Genomic DNA, 18,358 nt, shown 5'->3' with positions numbered 1-18,358 from the left:
TTATCAGGATTCGGCTGAACTGTTCGTCAACAATCGGTCACCGAACCACTCTCACGTCATCAAAAGTGAGCGGCTAGCAATTATGGAGAAAACCTCGATATGAGAACATGGCTGGTTACGGGGGTAACGCGCGGTCTTGGCCTTTCTATCGCGAGAGCGGCGATCGAGGCAGGGGACAGAGTAATTGGGACTGTGCGAACGAGCGCCCCATCGTCAATTGCCGACCATCAAAATGTTCACATTCTGAAAGCCGATATGGCCGACCCTGAGGCAATCGAGGCCGTCGTTCATGAAGCGTTTGAACTGGCCGAAAAGATTGACGTGATCGTCAACAATGCCGGCTTTGGCCTTTTGGGCGCGGTCGAGGAATCGACGGATGAAGAACTGGTTACTCTTTTCGCGGTCGATTTTTTTGCCCCGGTACGCATTGTGCGAGCCGCCCTGCCGTACCTCAGGCAGCAAGGTAGTGGCCACATAGTGAACATGAGTTCGGTCGCCGGCCGTGCACCGAGTTTGGGAGCCAGCCTGTACTCGGCGGCAAAACACGCAATTGAAGGCTTCTCGGCCTCTCTGGCACTCGAGGTTGCGCCTTTCGGGATTAAAGTGACGGCGGTCGCGCCCGGCCAATTTCGGACAGATTTCCTAGAGACTGGCAGAATTCGCTTAAGCAGGAATGAGGACTCCACTTATTCCGAATCGGTTGGCCAAGCAATGTCGACGCTCGCCGCTGTACATCATCACCAACTCGGCGATCCGGAGCTGGCAGCCCAGGCCATACTCAACCTCACGAGGGCCGAGAACCCGCCACTGCACCTCCTTCTCGGTTCTGACGCTCTTGCGAGGGTTCGTCATAAACTCGACGCCGTACTGAGGGAGATGGAGGCGTGGGAGCAATACACACTGAGTACGGATTTTAAACAGACCGTGCCGGACGCGAACACTCATCAGGTCGACTCAGGCACGATAACAAGACGCTCGCTTACATCTGATGAGTGAGCCGCGGCGATCTCTCGAAGGGAAAGCAATTCCAACACTAGCGCTCACAGGTCTGATGGCGCGTGTAGCCGCCGGGGTACCCGATAAGCGTGGACTCAACTCATTCGTGCAGTCCTCAATCCACGGGTGATGGTGGGCCGACCGGTGGACGAGGGGACCGCAAGGCAGCCGCTCGCCCCTCCTAGTGCATTGATTCCAACACTTGGTGCCCACGTCTGACGGCTGCGATGATGTTTGTCAGGGTCTGCTTTCCAAATGAACGGCTTTGGCTCTTCGTGTATCCCCACGGTGACGCTTTCAATTACCCACAAGTTCGGCGGCCAAGCTCAAGCCCAGCCCTATGTCAGTCAGGCGCGTCAGTCCTCGCCACATGACGATGTTTCCGGGTGGCGGATCGCTTTTCTGACCTCGATGGCCGTGAGCGCGATTCAGGCGCCGCCGCTGGTGAGGCGGTATTCATCCGGTGAGGGACGCGGACGACCTATTTGTTTCCGTCGGGATGGATGGCGATGAGGTTTTGAAGGCTTTCGATGCCGAATTCGGAGAAGGCCATGCCGCCGACGAACGCCTGGTGTTAGCGGTCGTCAGGAAGTGCGCATAAACGGTGCCATGTGCAGTTTGGCGTTTTCCTGTGAGAGAGGTAGGGGCTGCTGATTGGGTTTAGTCAGTTGGGGCCTGTTGGCTCTGGATCTCCTGCTGGATGTCGATGGCGTAGCATGACCAGATCTTGTCGCGCAGCTCGGTGAGGAGATCGAAGACGGCGAGCGCCTGGTCGGGTGTCCATGTTGTTGGGATGTCTAGCGGGAAGAAGAGCGGCAAGCCTGGTTTTGCAGGTGCTGTCATGGCTTTGCCGGCCTTCTTTGGACGGCGCGCTGTTCGGAGCGTTCGGTCGCCTCTTTGAGACGGTAGGATTGGCCTTCGATAGCGATGACCTCGGCATTGTGGACGAGACGATCGACCATGGACACGACGCAGGCTGCGTTGGGAAAGACCTCGTGCCAGTCCGCGAAGTTTCGATTTGTGGTGACGAGAGTGCTTTTGGTCTTATAGCGTCGGCTGATGAGCTCGAACAGCAGGTCGGCGTGGCGGTTGGTATAGGACAGGTATCCGACCTCGTCGATTACGAGAAGCGTGGGGGCGGCGTAATGTGCCAGACGCCGGCGCAGGGCGGAGGCACTGTCGATGGCGGCCAGATCACCTAGAAGCTGTCCGGCGCTTGTAAACAGGGCGGTGTGGCCATTCAGGACAGCATGGTGGGCGATGTTCCGGGCGAATGTTGACTTGCCGACGCCGTTGGGTCCGATAAGGACGGCGTTGCCGGCGTCGCGGATAAAATCGAGCCCCATCAGAGCCTCGATGGCCGTCGGTCGCATCGGGTCGGAAAGGACCAGTCGAAGTCGCAGAACGGCTTGAACCGGCCTGTGAATCGGCGTGCAAAATTGACCCCATAATGGAGTGGGCCCCTCGGGCCGGACAGGATGGTTTTCGGTAATTGACCGTGCAGCCGGGCTTTCAGAGGATGAAGGCCCATGGCAAAGCACCGAACCCACAGCATCGACTTCAAACGGCAGGTTTCGCAGGAGTATTTCGGTGGCGAGACCCTGCATGCCCTCTCGAAGCGCCACGACATCTCACGCAATCTGATCCGGATATGGGTCGAGAAGTTTCAGGCGGGCGCTCTCGATGAGGATGCCGCAGCGGCCGATCTTCTCCAGGCTTATGAGGCGCGCATTGCCGCGCTCGAACGGCTAGTCGGCAAGCAGGCTCTGGAGCTGGAGTTTCTAAAGGGGGCTCTGCATGCGCTACCGCGGCAGAGAAACGGGCCTACATCCGCGACCACCGGTCCCACGGTCTCTCCGTCGCCGAAGGATGCCGGCTGATGGGCCTCTCGCGCACGACCTTCTATGACCAGCCGCGCAGCGCGGCAGACGACACCGCGATCGTCGAAGCGATCACAGCGATCTGTAACGAGTTCGAGCACTACGGATGGCGCCGTGTCCGAGCCGCCCTTCGGCACAAAGGTATGATCGTCAATCACAAGAAGATCCGCCGCCTGATGCGCGAGCATGACCTTCAGCCTTCAGCCGAGAATGCGCCGTCGATTCACGGTGACCACGGATAGCGATCACAATCAGCCGATCTTCCCGAACCTCGCCCGGGACATGATCTCCGATGGACCCGATCAGCTCTGGGTAGCGGACATCACATACGTCACCGTCGTTGGCGGCTTTGCCTATGTTGCCGTTGTCCTGGATGCCTGGTCGCGGCGGGTTGTCGGATACGCCATCAGCCGCTCGATCGACGCACGGCTGACGCTGGCGGCTTTGACCGCTGCTGTCGAAGGACGCAAACCGCCACCCGGCTGCGTGCATCATTCTGATCGCGGGTCACAATATGCAGCGACAGCCTATCGCGATCACCTTGCCGCCCACGGCCTGGTCGGTTCCATGGGCCGGCGCGGCAATCCCTACGACAACGCAAAGGCGGAAAGCTTCATGAAGACGCTCAAAGTCGAGGCCGTCTATCCGATGGCCTTCGAGACGTTCGCCGATGTCATCGAACACCTTCCGCATTTCCTTGAGGAGGTCTACGACCGCCGACGGCTTCACTCAGCACTCGGCTATCTCAGTCCAATGCAATTCGAGGATCAACACACCCGGCAAACGGTCAAATCAGCGGCCTGACTCTGTCCGGCCCGCGGGGCCCACTCCAATCGAGGGTCAGTTTTGGAAACGATGACGTAATTGCTGCCGTCGCTCCTTTGAACGAAGATTCGGCTGACGGCAAAAGCCGCCAACCATTGAGATCGAGGAGGCCGCAGTGAAGCAATATGTCGGGCTGGATGTGTCGCAGAGGGAGACGAGCGTCTGTGTGGTCGACGATACTGGAAAGACGGTGTTCCAGGGAAAGGCGAAGTCCGATCCGGGAGCACTGACCGAGTTACTCCGCAAACGTGCGCCTCAAGCCGAGCGCATCGGATTTGAGACGGGCGCCATGTCCAGCTGGCTATGGCACGAGCTGAAAAGGGTCGGGTTGCCGGTCGTCTGCCTTGATGCTCGGCATGCAAAGGCAGCGCTTTCAGTGCGAATGAACAAGAGTGATGAGAATGATGCCCGCGGCCTGGCCGAACTGGTTCGCGTCGGCTGGTATCGGGAAGTGAAGGTCAAGAGCGCAGAGAGTCAGGCCACCCGGTCCATGCTCGTCGCCCGGTCGAGACTTGTCGAGATCCGTCGCGATCTCGAAAATCAGACACGGTCCATGCTGAAGGAATATGGGCTGCAGTTCAGTCGATCGATTGGGTCACAGTTCCGGCGAAAGGTTTGGGAACTGGTTGCTGACGGCCATCCGCTTCGCCCTTTGGTTCAGGCGCTTCTGTCTGTCCATGAGCAGGCCTGCTGTGAACAGGAGAAGCTTGATCGGCAGGTCCGGCATCTCGCTCGTGAAGACGAAACCACACGCCGGCTAATGACAGTCCCCGGCATCGGCGTGGTGACCGCGCTCACCTTCCGCCACACGATCGACGACCCTTCGCGCTTTCGCTCGGCCGCCAACGTGGGAGCCTATCTCGGCCTGACTCCGCGACGAAAGCAGTCCGGCGAAACGGATATCAATGGCCGCGTATCTCATTGGGGCGATCGACTGTTGCGAACCTACCTGTACGAGGCGGCCAGTGTGCTCCTGCACCGGACGAAGAAATGGTCCACGCTGAAAGCCTGGGGTATGCGTCTGTCGAGGCGGATCGGCTTGAAGAAGGCAAAGGTGGCGGTCGCAAGGAAGATCGCGGTTCTGCTTCATTGCATTTGGGTTGACGGCACAAGCTTCGAGTGGGGCTGCGAAAAGATGGCATAGCAGATCCGAACTCGACCCAATTCGCGGGCCCGTTTCCGGAACCCGTGATGTCCCCGCCGGGACGGTGGTTGCGGCGACCTCGGTCAAACGGCTGACAGCAGTTCATCTGCATCTCGTTGGAAACGTTGAGGCGTCCGACCCGAACATCATCATGAGGCACTCGACCTCGGAAAGGACCATGACCCCGGCGATGGCAGTGCGAGATCCGGATTGACAACTACCCGCAATTAAAGGGCCGTTTGACAGCGGTGTCCATGACGTGGACGCGAGGTGTCATCTGCGCCATAATAGCCCGGCATTCGTGTTCCGCACGGTGTAGGGTGCGGCGCCGGGTAAACTTGCAAGGTTGGGTCGGCGCCGCGCCTGCTTTAACGATCTGGGAAAAGATTAAGCACGCGCTGCGGCTCCGCCAGCGCCCACGCGCTTCACCGAAAAAGCATCGGCGAAAAATTTTCCCGGACCCCGCCCCCGCAGCTTCGCTACGCGCGGTCCGCGCTGCGGGGGCGAGGTCCCCTATGCGATCCCGCGGAACCCTGTATCTCCCTGCTGGCACCGAATATGCGCAATTCCTGACGACCGTTCACACCTGGGACGACGCCAGCAGGAAAGCCGTCTTCTCGTCACCGAACTTGGGGTCTGGCTGCGAACCGAGCGGCCAGACTGTCACGCAGTTCTCCGGTTGGCGCGGCTGATGCCCGTGACACGTGTCCCTAAGCTCTTTGTCTAGTTGCCCGGTACAGGCGAAAAATTTGGGCTCATGATAAACACACTCTATCGAATGCCTTTGACACGCTGTTGCCGAGCTTCCGGTTGGAACGGCTCAATCCGCAGTCTATTGGGAATTGTTCCTTTATAAATCAATGGGTTTAGCAGGGAACGTCCAAGCCCGAGCGGGCAATCCGAGATGGCGCTACTCCTCCCGATTGATAAATGGCGACCCCATTTTACGCTTGACATTAATCCCAGGGCCACCCTTTTCTGACCGCTCTGGATTGGCGCCTTGAACTATCAGGCGTCCGTATCTCGGGAAGGAGTGATATGAAAAAGTTCCTGTTTGCTGCGGTTGCCATCGGGGCTCTGATAAGCGGCCGCGCCGCGGAGGCGTCCTGCGGTGACATCACATTGGCTGTCTTTAGCTGGCAATCGGCTGAGGTGCATGCCTATGTCGATCAATTCATACTCAATCATGGTTACGGCTGTAACGCTACGATGGTTGCAGGCGACACCGTTCCGACCGTCACTTCCATGATCGAAAAAAGTCAGCCGGACGTCGTTTCTTCCGTGACGCCGACCCTTTTGGGTGACTTCTACCTCAAAGGTGTCGCTGAAGGCAGGGTGAAACAGATCGGAGTTGGCATCAGCGACGGGTCTGTTTCGGGATGGTACATACCCAGATATATCGTCGACGCTCATCCCGACATCAAGACCGTTGACGATGCGATGAAGCATCCGGAACTGTTCCCGTCCCCGGAGGACCCCTCGAAGGGCGGCGTGCTCCTGGGCCCGGAAGGTTGGGGTGACACGGTCGTATCGGCACAGCTTTTCAAGGCTCTTGAAGCTGATAGGAAGGGGTTCGTGCTGGTTACAACCGGATCGGGAGCGGCGCTCGATGGCGCGATTGCTAAGAACTATGAGCGCAAGCAGGGCTTTATCGCGACCTATTGGGCGCCGACATCGCTCCTTGTGAAGTATCCCATGGTGCGCCTCCAAGGAGTTGCGCACGACGAGGCAGAGTGGGCACGGTGCACTTCAAAGCAGGATTGCCCGGATCCGAAACTCAACTACTGGAAACCCTCTGAAGAGATCACTTTGGCTTCTGAAAAATTCATAAAGCGCGACGGTTTGGGCCCGGTAAGGGACTATTTCGCCAAGCGCAGTTGGACCCAGGTGGAGGTCAGTAAAATCATGCTCTGGATGACAGATAACCAGGCAAACGGTGCCGACGGCGCCAAATGGTTCATCCAGAACATGCCCGAAGTATGGACGGGGTGGGTGCCGGCTGATGTTGCCGAGAAGGTCAAGGTCGCGGCGCAGTAACTCCGATAACCAGATCATGGAGGCCTCGCTCCTTTCCGAGGTCTCCATGGTTTTTGTTTAAAGCGGTCCGACAGAGACAGCGCCCGACGCGCTTCTGGCCCGATTTGTTCGTTACGTCCATAGTGCTGTTCCCACCGGTCCGTTTCGAAGTGATGGTGCTGCAGGCTTTACGATGAATCCACCTCAGGTATCACTCAATGGATTGGCTGTTTCAATTTCCTCAAATAGATTCCGACTACCTTCTGGCGGTCAGGCGCTTCGTCGACGGTTCTCTCCGGACTCTCACGCGGGCCTACGGCGAGTCCATTGAGAATTTCTTTAACCCGCTACAGCGCATTCTCACCCTTTTCGAAAATGTCATCTCCAATGCGCCCTGGCCCCTCGTTATCCTCGTGCTGGCGACCGTTGCGTGGTTTGCGGCGCGCAGCTGGAAAGTGGTCCTTGCGGTCGTTGCAACGCTGCTTGCAATCGGCTTCGTCGGCTTATGGCTGGACACGATGAAGACGATCTCGCTTGTTTTGACATCGACGATGTTTGCCATCGCCATTGGAATGCCGCTTGGCATTCTGATGAACCGCTTCAATCACGTTGGGAGGGTCATGCAGGCGATCCTAGATATCATGCAGACGATGCCGCCTTTCGTCTATCTCATTCCAGTCGTCATGCTGCTGGGGATTGGGCGCGTGCCGGGTTTCATCGCCGTGGTGATTTATGCCGTCCCCCCGATCATCCGCCTAACCGACCTTGGCATACGCTTGGTCGATAAGGAGGTGCTGGAAGCCGCCGACGCCTATGGTTGTTCCAAGTGGCAAAAGCTATTGAAGGTACAACTTCCGCTCGCCCTGCCGACAATCATGGCTGGCGTCAATCAGACGATCATGATGGCGCTTGGGATGGTCGTCCTCGCCTCGATGATTGGCGTGCAGGGGCTAGGCCTTAACGTTCTACAAGCAATCGCTAACCAGTATTTCACGCAAGGCATACTGAGCGGTTTTGCCATTGTCGGCGTCGCGATGATTTTCGACCGTATCACCCAGGCCTTCGGGGAGCGGCTGCAGAAGCATCGGGGCGCGGCCCATGAGTAACAGCGCCGCATCGATCGAGATCCGCGATCTCTACAAGATCTTCGGGCCCTCCGCAAATCGCTATGTCGAAGCCGTGCGCAATGGGTTGTCGAAGTCTGATCTGGGCAAGACGCACGGCCACATTCTGGGGCTGAATAACATCAATATCTCGATGCCGGCGGGCAAGATCCAGGTCATCATGGGGCTGTCCGGTTCCGGCAAGTCGACACTGATCCGGCACATCAACCGCTTGATCGAGCCAACCTCCGGCAGGATCACCATCAACGGCCGCAACATCCTCGAGATGTCCCAACTTGATTTGCGCAAGTTCCGGCGCAACAAGACGGCGATGGTGTTCCAGAGATTTGCCCTCCTGCCGCACCGGACGGTCATTGAGAACGTGACATTCGGGTTGGAGGTACGCGGGGTAGGCAAAGTCAAAAGCCACGATGTCGGTATGGGATGGATCGAACGTGTCGGCCTCTCCGGATTTGAGCAGCGTTATCCCCACGAGCTTTCCGGGGGCATGCAGCAGCGTGTGGGTCTGGCGCGGGCGCTTAGCAACGATGCCTCGATCCTTCTCATGGACGAAGCCTACTCGGCTCTCGACCCGCTGATCCGGACTGACATGCAGGCCATGCTGCTCGAACTGCAGGCGGAGCTTAAGAAGACAATCGTCTTTATCACCCATGACCTCGACGAGGCGCTGAAGCTTGGCGACCGTATCGTCATTCTCCGCGATGGAGCCGTGGTGCAGCAAGGCGACAGCCAGGACATTCTTCTACGCCCCGCGGACGAATACATCCAGAGGTTCGTCAAGGACGTCAATCGCGGACGCTTTATAAAAGTCGATTCCGTCATGGATCAAATTCTTCAGTCCGAAAACAGGTCGTTGCCCGTAATCGAATCCGGTACGATGCTCGAGGCCGCCGCAAAGGAACTAACCACCTCAACCCACGACGACGCCTTCGTAACCGACAACAATGGCCGGCGTCTCGGTGTCGTTTCCCTCCGCCGGATTACAGCAGCGCTGTCCTCAGCCATACAAACGAAGACGATGTTGTGAGGCAGGGATTTGACCGGCAGATGCCCGTAGCCATTCGATCGTAGGTTCGTCTTTCTGCTCGACGGCACAGGCAAAGGCAAGTCCCATCTGGTCATCCCTATTCTCCCGGGCGCTGGTCCAAGCACGCGGACGCCTCTTCATCTCGTGCATCTGGTCAACAGGCTCGAGACAGAACCCCTGCCGGCCGGCAGAGCGCATCGCCGAGCACCTGACCCGGCTCGACTTCGTCGTACTCGACGAACTCGGCTTTCTCCACTTTTGCCCAGGCTGGCGGGCAGTTGCTCTAACATGGCATGCGCCGTCGCTCTAGGCGGGCTACGGCGAGAAATATCTTCCTCTTGGGATAAGATCATTCTATTTGGGTGTAGGCGGGGGCTTTGCCTTCCAAATCAGGTTGCAAATGCGGGTATGTCGGACAGCTTGCGCAGACAGATTTCTTCGCCCGTGGCGCTTTTCGTTTTCGAGGCGGTCGCGCGCCATGGCGGTTTCCGCGCGGCGGCGCTCGAACTCAATGTCACCCAGCCATCGGTCTCTTACCAAATCAAGAACTTGGAACGACATCTTGGCACGCGCCTCTTCAGGCGGCAGGGGCGCAGCATTGCGCTGACCGAAAACGGCGAGACACTCTACAAGGCGACCGAGCGCGGTTTTGCCAACATACAAGCCGGCCTTGCCGAGATTGCGCATCGGGCGAGCGACAATCTTGTAACCTTTTGCTTGTCATCATCGGCTGCCGCCAACTTTGTGCTACCGCGCTATCCAAAGCTGCGACAGGCCCTTCCTACAATAGACCTGAGCATTAAGATTATGAGCCGCGACATCAATCCGGCAGGGGAGAACGGGGATTTCGCTACCCGTCTCGGTCACGGCAACTGGGATGATGTCGATTCATGGCGTCTTTTTGACGAAGTCTATTTCCCGGTCTGCGCTCCTAATTATTTCGCGGCAGTCAAAGGTGACGTGGGGCTCGAGCACATCAAATCGAGCGACCTCCTCTTTCTCAGGGAACGGTTCCGTGCCCGCGACGACTGGTGGGTTTTTTTCGAAAGGGTCGGTTCTCCGCTGTCCGCGACCCACGAACGCATCAGCTTTTCCGACCAGCAGGCGCTGCTCGCCTCGGCCATCGGAGGGCAGGGTGTCGGACTAGGCTGGCTCGGCATGGCGGATCATCTTTTAGAAATTGGCTCTCTCATCAAGCCGGTAGATTGCTATGTCAGAACCGACCGTGCCTTCTTTCTCGTGGCGCCCAAGGGCATACGCCATACACGTATGGCGGCCGAATTTCGGGACTGGATGGTCGAGGAAGGGGCGACGATCCAGACGCGCTGGGAAAAGAGCCACTAGCTAGAAAGCAGCCCAGATGATGTTCTCGCCACGCCCTACCAAGGCGCTTGGAGTTCGCATGTCGCGCTGACGCGTCCGGCCCCTGTGAGAGGCTTGAGGCATTCATCGTCCAGCGTCTCTGCCGATTGCGTCTTTTCTGTGAGCTTCATTTGATCGACGGATGGATCAATAGATACTGCTTATATCAATGGTGGTATTTTTCATATTTGAGGACGCATTCCAAAAGGCTATTGGGTTGTCAATGCTGTGGCTGCACGGGGGCAATAGACGGGACCGCAATTGAGGCTAGTTGCGCCGGATATCCATGACGGTCACACGGTGGCGGCTGTGGAAGCGCCACACAGCATCGAGTTTGAGAGCCTTCTACCGCAATGCGCGCTCGAGGTTGGCGTGGCGGGCCAACGGCCTTTGACAGGCTGCTCTGAACCTGGGAACGCGATCGACCGCTGGCGTGTTTTGTTGGTGCGTCCCAAGTGCCGCGCATGGATCCGTAGTATGACAGTTCTACATTCGCTGGCCGTGCAAATGTGATAGACTATCTCTACTTCTTGACAGAGGACTTCCATGAATTCGAACTCTTCTTGCACGCTTTATTCCGCCGACGCGCTCGATGCCTTCGTCACAAAGGTGTTGCAAGCAATTGGCGTTGACGATGTTGATGCGCGCTACATGGCAGGTATCATCATTGCGTCCGAACTCTCAGGGCATCCATCGTGCGGTTTAAGACAGTTGCCGGACTATGTGTTACGATGGCAGCAAGGGAAGGCCACTACACATCTGCGACCGCAGATAGAGAAGGATTCCGGAAGTGTGCTAGTTATCGACGGGCAAGGATGCTTTGGTCATGTCGTAATGCGCATGGCGACGGCTCTGGCGGTCGAGCGCGCCCAATCGCACGGCATCAGCCTGATTGCAATTCGTCGGAGTGAACCGGCGGGTCGTTACGCAGATTTTTGCGAGTATGCAGCTGGCCAAGGCGTCATCACCCTGATGTTTGTCAACGATTCCGGTGGCTGCCAGGAGGTGTCACCCCCTGGCGCTCGGGCGCCGCGATTATCCACGAATCCGTTTGCCATTGGGGTGCCTCGCGCATCGCGACCCCATCTCGTCCTGGATATGGCGACGAGTGCGGTCGCTTTCGGGCGCTTGCTGGAATGCCGTGAGAGAGGTGAGTCGATTCCCACTGATTGGGTGACAAATGAGGGGTTCATGCGTCCGTTTGGTGGCGCTAAAGGATTCGGATTGGCGGTGATGGTGGAAGCACTTGCCGGTGCGTTGACAGGCGGAGGCACGGTAGGGCCTAATCCGCTGAATGACGATCAAGCGATGCTTATCATCGCGATTGACGTGAAACATGTCAGGTCACTTTCCGAGTTTACGTCGGATGTCGAGAGCTTTGTCGGATACATCAAGGATGCTCCTCTCGAGGTTGGCGCGGCGGGCATACGCATGCCAGGCGAAGGCGGGGCTGCGAATGCCGCCGAACGCATGCAAGCGGGCATTGATATCCAGCTCTCAACACGCGGCAAGCTCTTCGATATCGCTCGTGAATTCAAAATTGGCTTCCCTGAATGTATCTCGCCGGCCCCCAGCAATGCGTAAATCTCATACGGGCCACTGCGGTCGGCTTCCCGTCAGGGGCGAAAATCTATGAAGCGGCACTTTCAAAGGGGTTTCATCGCCTATGGTCTTCCTTTGGAACAGTCGAGGGCCGAGTGAGCGATCGCCTAATATTGCGCCCTGGGTGGGTGTCGCCTTCGTCATCGACGTCTGTGCCCGTCGCATCGTCGGCTGGGGGGAGCAGGGACGCCCATTCTGCTTCATTCTCGATGCCCTGGAACAATATGATCGGCGCCCATGGAGGTGGCCTAGACAACAATGATACGTGTCTCAACTGAGGATCGATCTTCAAAGCCCGTTTGGCGCATCAGGGGTAAGACGGCGCAGCGGGCGACGTCGAAACTTCCCAGCAAGGTGCTGCCAGACCTTGCGCACTCCGTTAGACCTGGATGTTCTCCTCGAAGACGCGCTGCACCTCTTTCCGGAGTTCATCGTCCTACTTCGCATCCCTCCTCGATGTGCCAGAAGGCCACTCGCTTACTTCCGCTCAAATTCATCAGCCGTGCCATCAGAGTCGCCAGGTTCTCGCTAAGAGACCGCCGCAGCGGCATATGTTGAAAATGCCAGTGTGGGCCGGTACGGCGCTCCAATGTCGGAAGGACCACGGCGACGGACAAAATCTCTTATGCTACGCTCGGATTAGCGGTGCAGTTGCCGAAGGGTTCATGCTTTGAATTCCGCGAAAGGATAGACACGGCTCCTCGGAACATGTTTATACGGCAAAGTGTTCAAATCTGCAGGCCCCCAGTCTGGCGTGTCGACAATTAAAATGGCTGCCGCGGCCGGTTCGAAAAACGCACGAAAATGTGTCTTCGAACGAAGGACCACATAGTCGAAGTCCTCCAAGCTTCTCCCGAACTGGGTTAGGCAATCGTCATCGACGGCAGTCATTGGCATCGAGGTGAGGGAGACCATCGTTGAACCGTCGACGATGACCGCGGTAAGGCCAAGATCTACTATGCTTCCCGTCTTGTAGGGGCCAGTGGCGCGGTAGGTTACGGGTCCTGCATGAGTAACCGTACCTTTGAGCAGCACCGGTCTTCCCGCGCGCTCACTGCTTTTTCCACCGACCTTGAGGTTGACTCTCGCGCCAATGCCGGCAGATGCGGCCTCGGCCGCTGCTTCGGGATCCCACAAATAGGGAACAGCTGTCCGGGGCACCTTCCGGCGCAGGATCTCACGAAGGACATACGTCGAGTCATGCATCCGGTCGGCATGTTCAAGTAGAACAATGGGACGCCGGCCTTTTGACACAAGCTTTTTCGCAACATCAACCCCATTCTCGATGGAGTGGACGAGCTCCAGGTGACTCAGGGCTTTGCGCTGCGCCCAAATCTGAGACGAAAAAGTGTTGGCGATATCGTGCGCCGCCGAACGGTCTCGATCCGCGACGACGACCACTGAGAAGCCGCAGTTTGGAACATCGGCGTAGGAAAAACCGGCGAAGATTGAGACGTCGAGATAGCGGTCTCTTTGGGCGCTGGCCTCAATCGACTCGATGACGATTGATTTCAGCGGCTCCATACTGGTCGCACTGAAGATGCTTGGCACCATGACACCGGGTTTAACAAGAACGCAGACGGGCTCGATCTCTCCGCGGAGGGCGCGAAATAGACACTCCGCCGCGCGTTCGCCGGTAGATCCCATATCAGTGTGTGGAGAGAAGTGATAACCAAAGACGGCATTGGCCGGCCGGATCGATTCCTCATCAATGTTGGCGTGATAGTCGAGCGCAACCATAACCAGAACGTCTGGCCCGACAACCGCTCGAACACGCTCCAGCGTCTCCCGATCGGCATCAAGCCGTTTCGGAGTCGCCATAGCTCCATGAAGATCCAGTAGCACACCATTGAGTTTGCCAGCCGATCTCAAACCCTCGATCAGTCTCTCGACATAATGCTCGTACGCCTCGTCGCTGGTCAGCCCCGCCGCTCCACCGTTAGAGAAGAATAGAGGAATTATCTCAGCCCGCTCGCGCTCGCAGACATCAAGAATCCCACCTATTCCGGTGTTGGTTCCCCGATAGTTTTCGACGAGAGCTGCCCCAGAGCTTTCTACCAGCTTGAAACGCTCAAGCGGAGTTTGGTTATTGATGAACGTTACCGACTCGTCCAAGAAACCCGCAACTGCGATCCGGGGTCTGGTGCTCGACGAACTCATTTCTTGGCGCCTTTCCTAAAATTGAGGAGTCTGCGATCTAAAAGTTGGAACCGGTTTATCCCCCCCCCGGTTCAGTACATTTGACTCATAACTATCCCTGTGCAACATATGTTTCAACCGTATTTTGGAGCAATTGATCTGTTGAAACGGGGACAACTCCGCCAGTCCGAACATGGCATCGGTGCGCGCTCTAATCACGTCCGGCACACCGCGAATGTGGGATTTCGCCGCAGCAGGTTCCGAACCCGCTGCGGCCGCAAGAGTGGAGATGCTGCGGACGGGCGGTGGATGCGGCCGTAGCGGCCGCTATCGCGATGACTGTCACTGACCCACCCAACCCAGTCTTGGCGGACGCTGCCATATGGTCATCCTGAGTCCAGATGGCCAAGTGAACGTAATCGACGGACGTAGCGCGCTGCCAAAAGCCTGGCTACCCGAGCCCTCCCAAATCGGGGTCAAACCATTCCAGTTCAGGCATTCCGCGGGCCTTTGAGAAGGCGGTAGCAGAGCATGGCCATCTAAGCCTCATTGAGGGTGGTTAAGCCGGCTATACGCCTCGTGAGCGACCGGTTTATCGTTCGTGCTAATCTCGCGCCCAAGCTTGCAACACACTATGCTACAAAGGCTTTATTCCTGAAGCTGATAGATCGCATTGGCATTCGGCGAGACTTTCCGTCAGCCGGAACTCGCGGAGTCGCTCGCTGCCTACGGAGAAACTGGCTCGGCCAGCATCATGGTCGGTACCGAACTGGAAGTCTTTCCTGACTTCACTGGAGCGGCAAGCAGTTGTCTCACAATTACGATTCGCCGAGTACGAAGCCCTTGATGCGGAATCGGTGCAGTTCTGCTACCGGGGCTGGACGATCGGACGTCAGTGGTACGGCTACCACCAGGCCCAGACACTCGCTCTCTTCGAACCCTTTGATTTTTCACTGCTGACCGATCCGGACAGCTAGGCGGTGATGCTTTGGGCGCAACGCCTGGCATTTCGGGAGGAGGAAACTGGGACTCTGATCCGATGCTCAGTCTCGGCTCTTGGAAGAATATCTCTCCGCTCAGGCTGATACGGTCCGAGCGCTCCTATATGGAGGCGGTGACCTTGCGGGTTGCTCTCCTAAGGCGCGGGCGCACGTGGGTAAAGGCGACACTACCCACATTTCGGCGGTCGACGGCAACGGCGTGGTCGCGTCGATCACGACTTCTGTTGGAGAGTGGTTTGGCTCCGCGGTTGCCGCCCCCGGGGGTTACCTCATGGCACAAAGCTACCAGATGGCCGCCGGCCGACGTCGTGCAGCCCGCGATATCACTTATCAGGCGCCAACTATATTGGAATTACCCATGGGCGAGCGCGCCGCCCTGGGCGTCGTATTTTGGGTTGTATCGTGCGACCCTTTCCAAGAGTTTCCTCAACTAACGCCGCCGCTGGGTCCGAGAAAATTACGGGTGCAGTGCTGCGCGCCATCGTAAACATCGTAGACCGAAATATGTCCGCCCAAGCTGCGGTCGCTGACCGGGCGTGGTGTTAATCTCTCAATGGCGTAGCACAATGGGCGGGGTCGATCTCTTGCCGGAGCTTGACGCTCGCGTCGCGCGTTTTCGGGAAGCGGGCGCCGTGTTGATACGGAAGAACAAAACGTTCCCACACTTAGTTGCAATGACTCTCATGCCAATACCAGTTGGGCCGGGCCCTACCACAAAATGTCGTTTTGCCCGACCGCATGCCTGGCGGTGCAGTTCGGCTACAAAGGAACACCTCAATCCCGTCTTCTATCGCTCCTCCGGTGCAGTCGTGAGCAGCCAGCAGAGAACCTAGGGACATAAATCTATCTTATACGACCCATCGTTTTTTCCCCCTTACCGGATCCAAACTGTTGGGCTAAATCCAGTGTGCACCACACGAGCCGGGGTGCGTTTCCTGGGTTTCTATCGTGACACCCGAAAGGGGGAACAGGCATTGAAAGCAGACGATAGCATCGCCCGAAGCGGTCAAGTGGTGGTCGGACCGAAAGGTGGGCCGTTTGAGGAGCGGTTCGCGCAAGGGCTGACACAGAGGGTGAGCGGGGAAAGGGCGAGTTCCCCGTTATGTGAGGTGTCGCTTGGGGGGCCGTTCAGCCGCAACGAACACATCGAGCGGGAGCGTTATCTTGCCGTCGCGCACCTGATCCAGAGCCTTCTTCTTATCCCGGCCGGCCATTCAAGTTCCTCATGCACTATGTTCTCACCAGCGAGAACTATTACGATGCCATGCCGCGCGAGCCTTGCTGAGCTTGCAAAGATTGATGTTGCACGTTGTGCCCTTCGCGACGAGGGAGCCGGACACCTGAAGAGGCGACTCGCCGACAAGTCGCTCATAAATTGCGACACCGCCCGACAGCTGTTTACGCTAGTCTACGTTTTATGCATGCGAAATACACTCTCTCAGAGGCTGGCATTAAAATAAAAAGCGTCGACGGGAGGAAGAACCCCCGCTTAGCGAGTGCAAGCAACGATCTTTAATTATTTTCACGGAGCAGCTATGGACGCCTTGGCCCCAAATCCAACTTCGGGCTTTTTGGCGAGTATCGATCTCAACTTTCGAGCTGCCATGTCGTTCCTCGACCTTCCTGAGGGACTTGCCGAGCGTATCATACAGTGCAACTCAACCTACACGGTCCGCTTCGGGGTGAGATTGCGCGGCCGAATGTACAGCTTTGTTGGATGGCGCTCGGTCCACAGCGAACACTGTGAGCCCGTCAAAGGAGGGATCCGCTACTCGCCGAATGCCGATGCTGAAGAGGTGGAGGCACTCGCGGCGCTTATGACGCTGAAATGCGCACTGGTTGATGTGCCGTTCGGAGGTTCAAAAGGCGCTCTCAAGATCGATCCACGCGAATGGACCCCGCAAGAGTTGGAACGCATCACCCGGCGGTTCACTCAGGAGTTGAACAAACGTGGCCTGATCGGACCCGGTCTCAACGTGCCTGCGCCTGACGTAGGCACCAGCGAGCGCGAGATGGCTTGGATGATGGACGAATTTCGCCGGGCCAACCCCACCGATGTCATCAACGCCCGCGCTTGCGTGACGGGAAAGCCGCTGTCCAAAGGCGGGATAGCGGGTCGAACGGAGGCGACAGGTCGGGGCGTGCAGTTCGCCATCCAATGCTATCTCCGCGATCTGCGGACCCCTGGAATTTCCGGACGGCGAGATCTGAAAGGGGCCAGTGTCGTTGTTCAGGGTTTTGGCAATGTCGGGTACCACTCGGCAAAATTCACCTCGGAAGATGATGGGGCCCGTATTGTACTAGTCGCCGAGCGCGACGGATTTGTTTCCAATCCGGAAGGCATTCCCGTCGAAGCTCTGAAGCAGCATCAGCTGCGAACCGGCAGTATCCTCGGTTTTGAGGGCGCCAGCTCCTTCGCGGGGGACATGACCGGCATTGAAGAGGAATGCGACATCCTTATTCCCGCTGCGATGGAGAATGCCATTCACATCGAAAACGCTGACCGGATCAAAGCCCGGCTTATTGTCGAGGCTGCCAATGGCCCTGTCACCTTCCAGGCCGACCGAATACTGCGCTCCCGAGGAGCGTCGATCCTGCCCGATCTTTACGTCAATGCGGGCGGAGTCGTGGTGAGTTATTTCGAATGGGTGAAGAATCTGACTCACATTCCTTTCGGCTTAATGGAGAGGCGGCGGCGGGAGCGGAGAAATCACACCATTGCCACAGCGCTCGAGCGAATGACCGGCAAGACATTTCCCGCAGACATGCGCGACGAATTTCTGGAGGGCGGCGCCGAGATCGACCTTGTTCGTTCCGGCCTCGAGGACGTCATGCGCAGCGCTTGGGCTAATATCGCAGACCTTCTCGAAGAGCAGCCGGACCTTGGTGACTACAGGACCGCGGCTTACATCGCGGCCATTCGCAGGATCGCTGCGGCTTATGAGGCTATAGGTATTTGAGGATAGTCCTGGAACTTTATTGCTTCTTAGACGCCACGCACAACCAATGAAGGTGAATCATGACTGCAAATATCTTGGCGATTCCCGAAACCGGTTTCCCATTTCCTAGATCAGAATACGAGCATCGCCAGGAGAGGGTGCTTGCGGCTATCGAGAGGGCTCGTCTTGACGCGCTCGTCGTGACCGCTCACGGCCATCTCCGGTATCTCACTGGATACAATGGGAACGGCGGGTACTTCGCTCCGTTCCCATTGATAATGGTGCCAGGGCAGCGCCCGACCT

At 57.5% G+C, this 18,358-nt stretch carries 17 protein-coding genes; 14 read left to right on the top strand and 3 right to left on the bottom strand.

The features are described 5' to 3' along the window. The first annotated feature begins 99 nt into the window (after positions 1 to 99). Positions 100 to 996, top strand: coding sequence for an SDR family NAD(P)-dependent oxidoreductase (locus NKH37_RS32960; protein WP_353042433.1), 897 nt, complete (start codon positions 100 to 102; stop codon positions 994 to 996). Between the two features lie 660 nt (positions 997 to 1,656). Here the strand turns inward: NKH37_RS32960 and NKH37_RS32955 are convergent. Together NKH37_RS32955 and NKH37_RS32950 are read right to left on the bottom strand one after the other, a co-directional pair. Beyond that, complete coding sequence (locus NKH37_RS32955; protein ID WP_353042431.1) at positions 1,657 to 1,839, bottom strand: hypothetical protein; 183 nt, start codon at positions 1,837 to 1,839, stop codon at positions 1,657 to 1,659. After that, positions 1,836 to 2,369: an ATP-binding protein gene (locus NKH37_RS32950; protein ID WP_353042429.1), complete on the bottom strand. Its 534-nt coding sequence runs from the start codon at positions 2,367 to 2,369 to the stop codon at positions 1,836 to 1,838. Before NKH37_RS32950 ends, NKH37_RS32955 begins: the two co-directional genes overlap by 4 nt. 156 nt (positions 2,370 to 2,525) lie before the next feature. Here NKH37_RS32950 and NKH37_RS32945 point away from each other — a divergent pair, with 156 nt between their 5' ends. The 9 genes from NKH37_RS32945 to NKH37_RS32905 all read left to right on the top strand — a co-directional run bounded on the left by NKH37_RS32945 (position 2,526) and on the right by NKH37_RS32905 (position 11,958). Further along, positions 2,526 to 2,876: a transposase gene (locus NKH37_RS32945; RefSeq protein ID WP_353042427.1), complete on the top strand. Its 351-nt coding sequence runs from the start codon at positions 2,526 to 2,528 to the stop codon at positions 2,874 to 2,876. Further along, entirely contained in the window at positions 2,876 to 3,118 is a 243-nt protein-coding gene (locus NKH37_RS32940) for an IS3 family transposase (RefSeq protein ID WP_353042426.1), read from the top strand. Before NKH37_RS32945 ends, NKH37_RS32940 begins: the two co-directional genes overlap by 1 nt. Continuing rightward, positions 3,105 to 3,680 (top strand): IS3 family transposase, encoded by a 576-nt coding sequence (locus tag NKH37_RS32935; RefSeq protein ID WP_353042424.1) that lies wholly within the window; start codon positions 3,105 to 3,107, stop codon positions 3,678 to 3,680. Before NKH37_RS32940 ends, NKH37_RS32935 begins: the two co-directional genes overlap by 14 nt. Positions 3,681 to 3,816: 136 nt before the next feature. Further along, positions 3,817 to 4,845, top strand: a complete 1,029-nt coding sequence (locus NKH37_RS32930) for an IS110 family RNA-guided transposase (RefSeq protein WP_353042422.1) — start codon at positions 3,817 to 3,819, stop codon at positions 4,843 to 4,845. Between the two features lie 1,038 nt (positions 4,846 to 5,883). Then, on the top strand, positions 5,884 to 6,882 hold the full coding sequence (locus NKH37_RS32925) for a glycine betaine ABC transporter substrate-binding protein (RefSeq protein WP_352813809.1): 999 nt from the start codon (positions 5,884 to 5,886) through the stop codon (positions 6,880 to 6,882). 197 nt (positions 6,883 to 7,079) lie between these two features. Beyond that, positions 7,080 to 7,967 carry an ABC transporter permease gene (locus tag NKH37_RS32920; protein WP_352813811.1) on the top strand — a complete coding sequence of 296 codons (888 nt, stop codon included), beginning with the start codon at positions 7,080 to 7,082 and terminating at the stop codon, positions 7,965 to 7,967. Beyond that, entirely contained in the window at positions 7,960 to 9,012 is a 1,053-nt protein-coding gene (locus NKH37_RS32915; protein WP_352813813.1) for a quaternary amine ABC transporter ATP-binding protein, read from the top strand. The genes NKH37_RS32920 and NKH37_RS32915 overlap by 8 nt, the downstream gene beginning before the upstream one ends. A 408-nt stretch (positions 9,013 to 9,420) precedes the next feature. After that, on the top strand, positions 9,421 to 10,356 hold the full coding sequence (locus NKH37_RS32910; RefSeq protein ID WP_352813815.1) for a LysR substrate-binding domain-containing protein: 936 nt from the start codon (positions 9,421 to 9,423) through the stop codon (positions 10,354 to 10,356). 564 nt (positions 10,357 to 10,920) lie between these two features. Next, positions 10,921 to 11,958 (top strand): Ldh family oxidoreductase, encoded by a 1,038-nt coding sequence (locus NKH37_RS32905; RefSeq protein WP_352813816.1) that lies wholly within the window; start codon positions 10,921 to 10,923, stop codon positions 11,956 to 11,958. A 681-nt stretch (positions 11,959 to 12,639) separates the two neighbouring features. Here the strand turns inward: NKH37_RS32905 and NKH37_RS32895 are convergent. Beyond that, positions 12,640 to 14,136 carry a M81 family metallopeptidase gene (locus NKH37_RS32895; protein ID WP_353042418.1) on the bottom strand — a complete coding sequence of 499 codons (1,497 nt, stop codon included), beginning with the start codon at positions 14,134 to 14,136 and terminating at the stop codon, positions 12,640 to 12,642. Between the two features lie 1,131 nt (positions 14,137 to 15,267). Here NKH37_RS32895 and NKH37_RS32890 point away from each other — a divergent pair. The 4 genes from NKH37_RS32890 to NKH37_RS32875 all read left to right on the top strand — a co-directional run. Further along, positions 15,268 to 15,603, top strand: coding sequence for a gamma-glutamyltransferase (locus NKH37_RS32890; protein ID WP_502897240.1), 336 nt, complete (start codon positions 15,268 to 15,270; stop codon positions 15,601 to 15,603). Between the two features lie 745 nt (positions 15,604 to 16,348). Continuing rightward, complete coding sequence (locus NKH37_RS32885) at positions 16,349 to 16,576, top strand: UPF0262 family protein (RefSeq protein WP_353042453.1); 228 nt, start codon at positions 16,349 to 16,351, stop codon at positions 16,574 to 16,576. 144 nt (positions 16,577 to 16,720) lie between these two features. Beyond that, positions 16,721 to 18,076 (top strand): Glu/Leu/Phe/Val family dehydrogenase, encoded by a 1,356-nt coding sequence (locus NKH37_RS32880; protein WP_353042451.1) that lies wholly within the window; start codon positions 16,721 to 16,723, stop codon positions 18,074 to 18,076. Positions 18,077 to 18,135: 59 nt separating this feature from the next. Continuing rightward, positions 18,136 to 18,358, top strand: a 223-nt coding sequence (locus tag NKH37_RS32875; RefSeq protein ID WP_353042416.1) for an aminopeptidase P family N-terminal domain-containing protein, incomplete at its 3' end; no start/stop codon positions are given.

This window comes from Mesorhizobium sp. M1217 (assembly GCF_040318275.1).
Taxonomy (GTDB): Bacteria; Pseudomonadota; Alphaproteobacteria; order Rhizobiales; family Rhizobiaceae; genus Mesorhizobium.
This window is presented reverse-complemented; position numbering and strand designations above follow the sequence as displayed.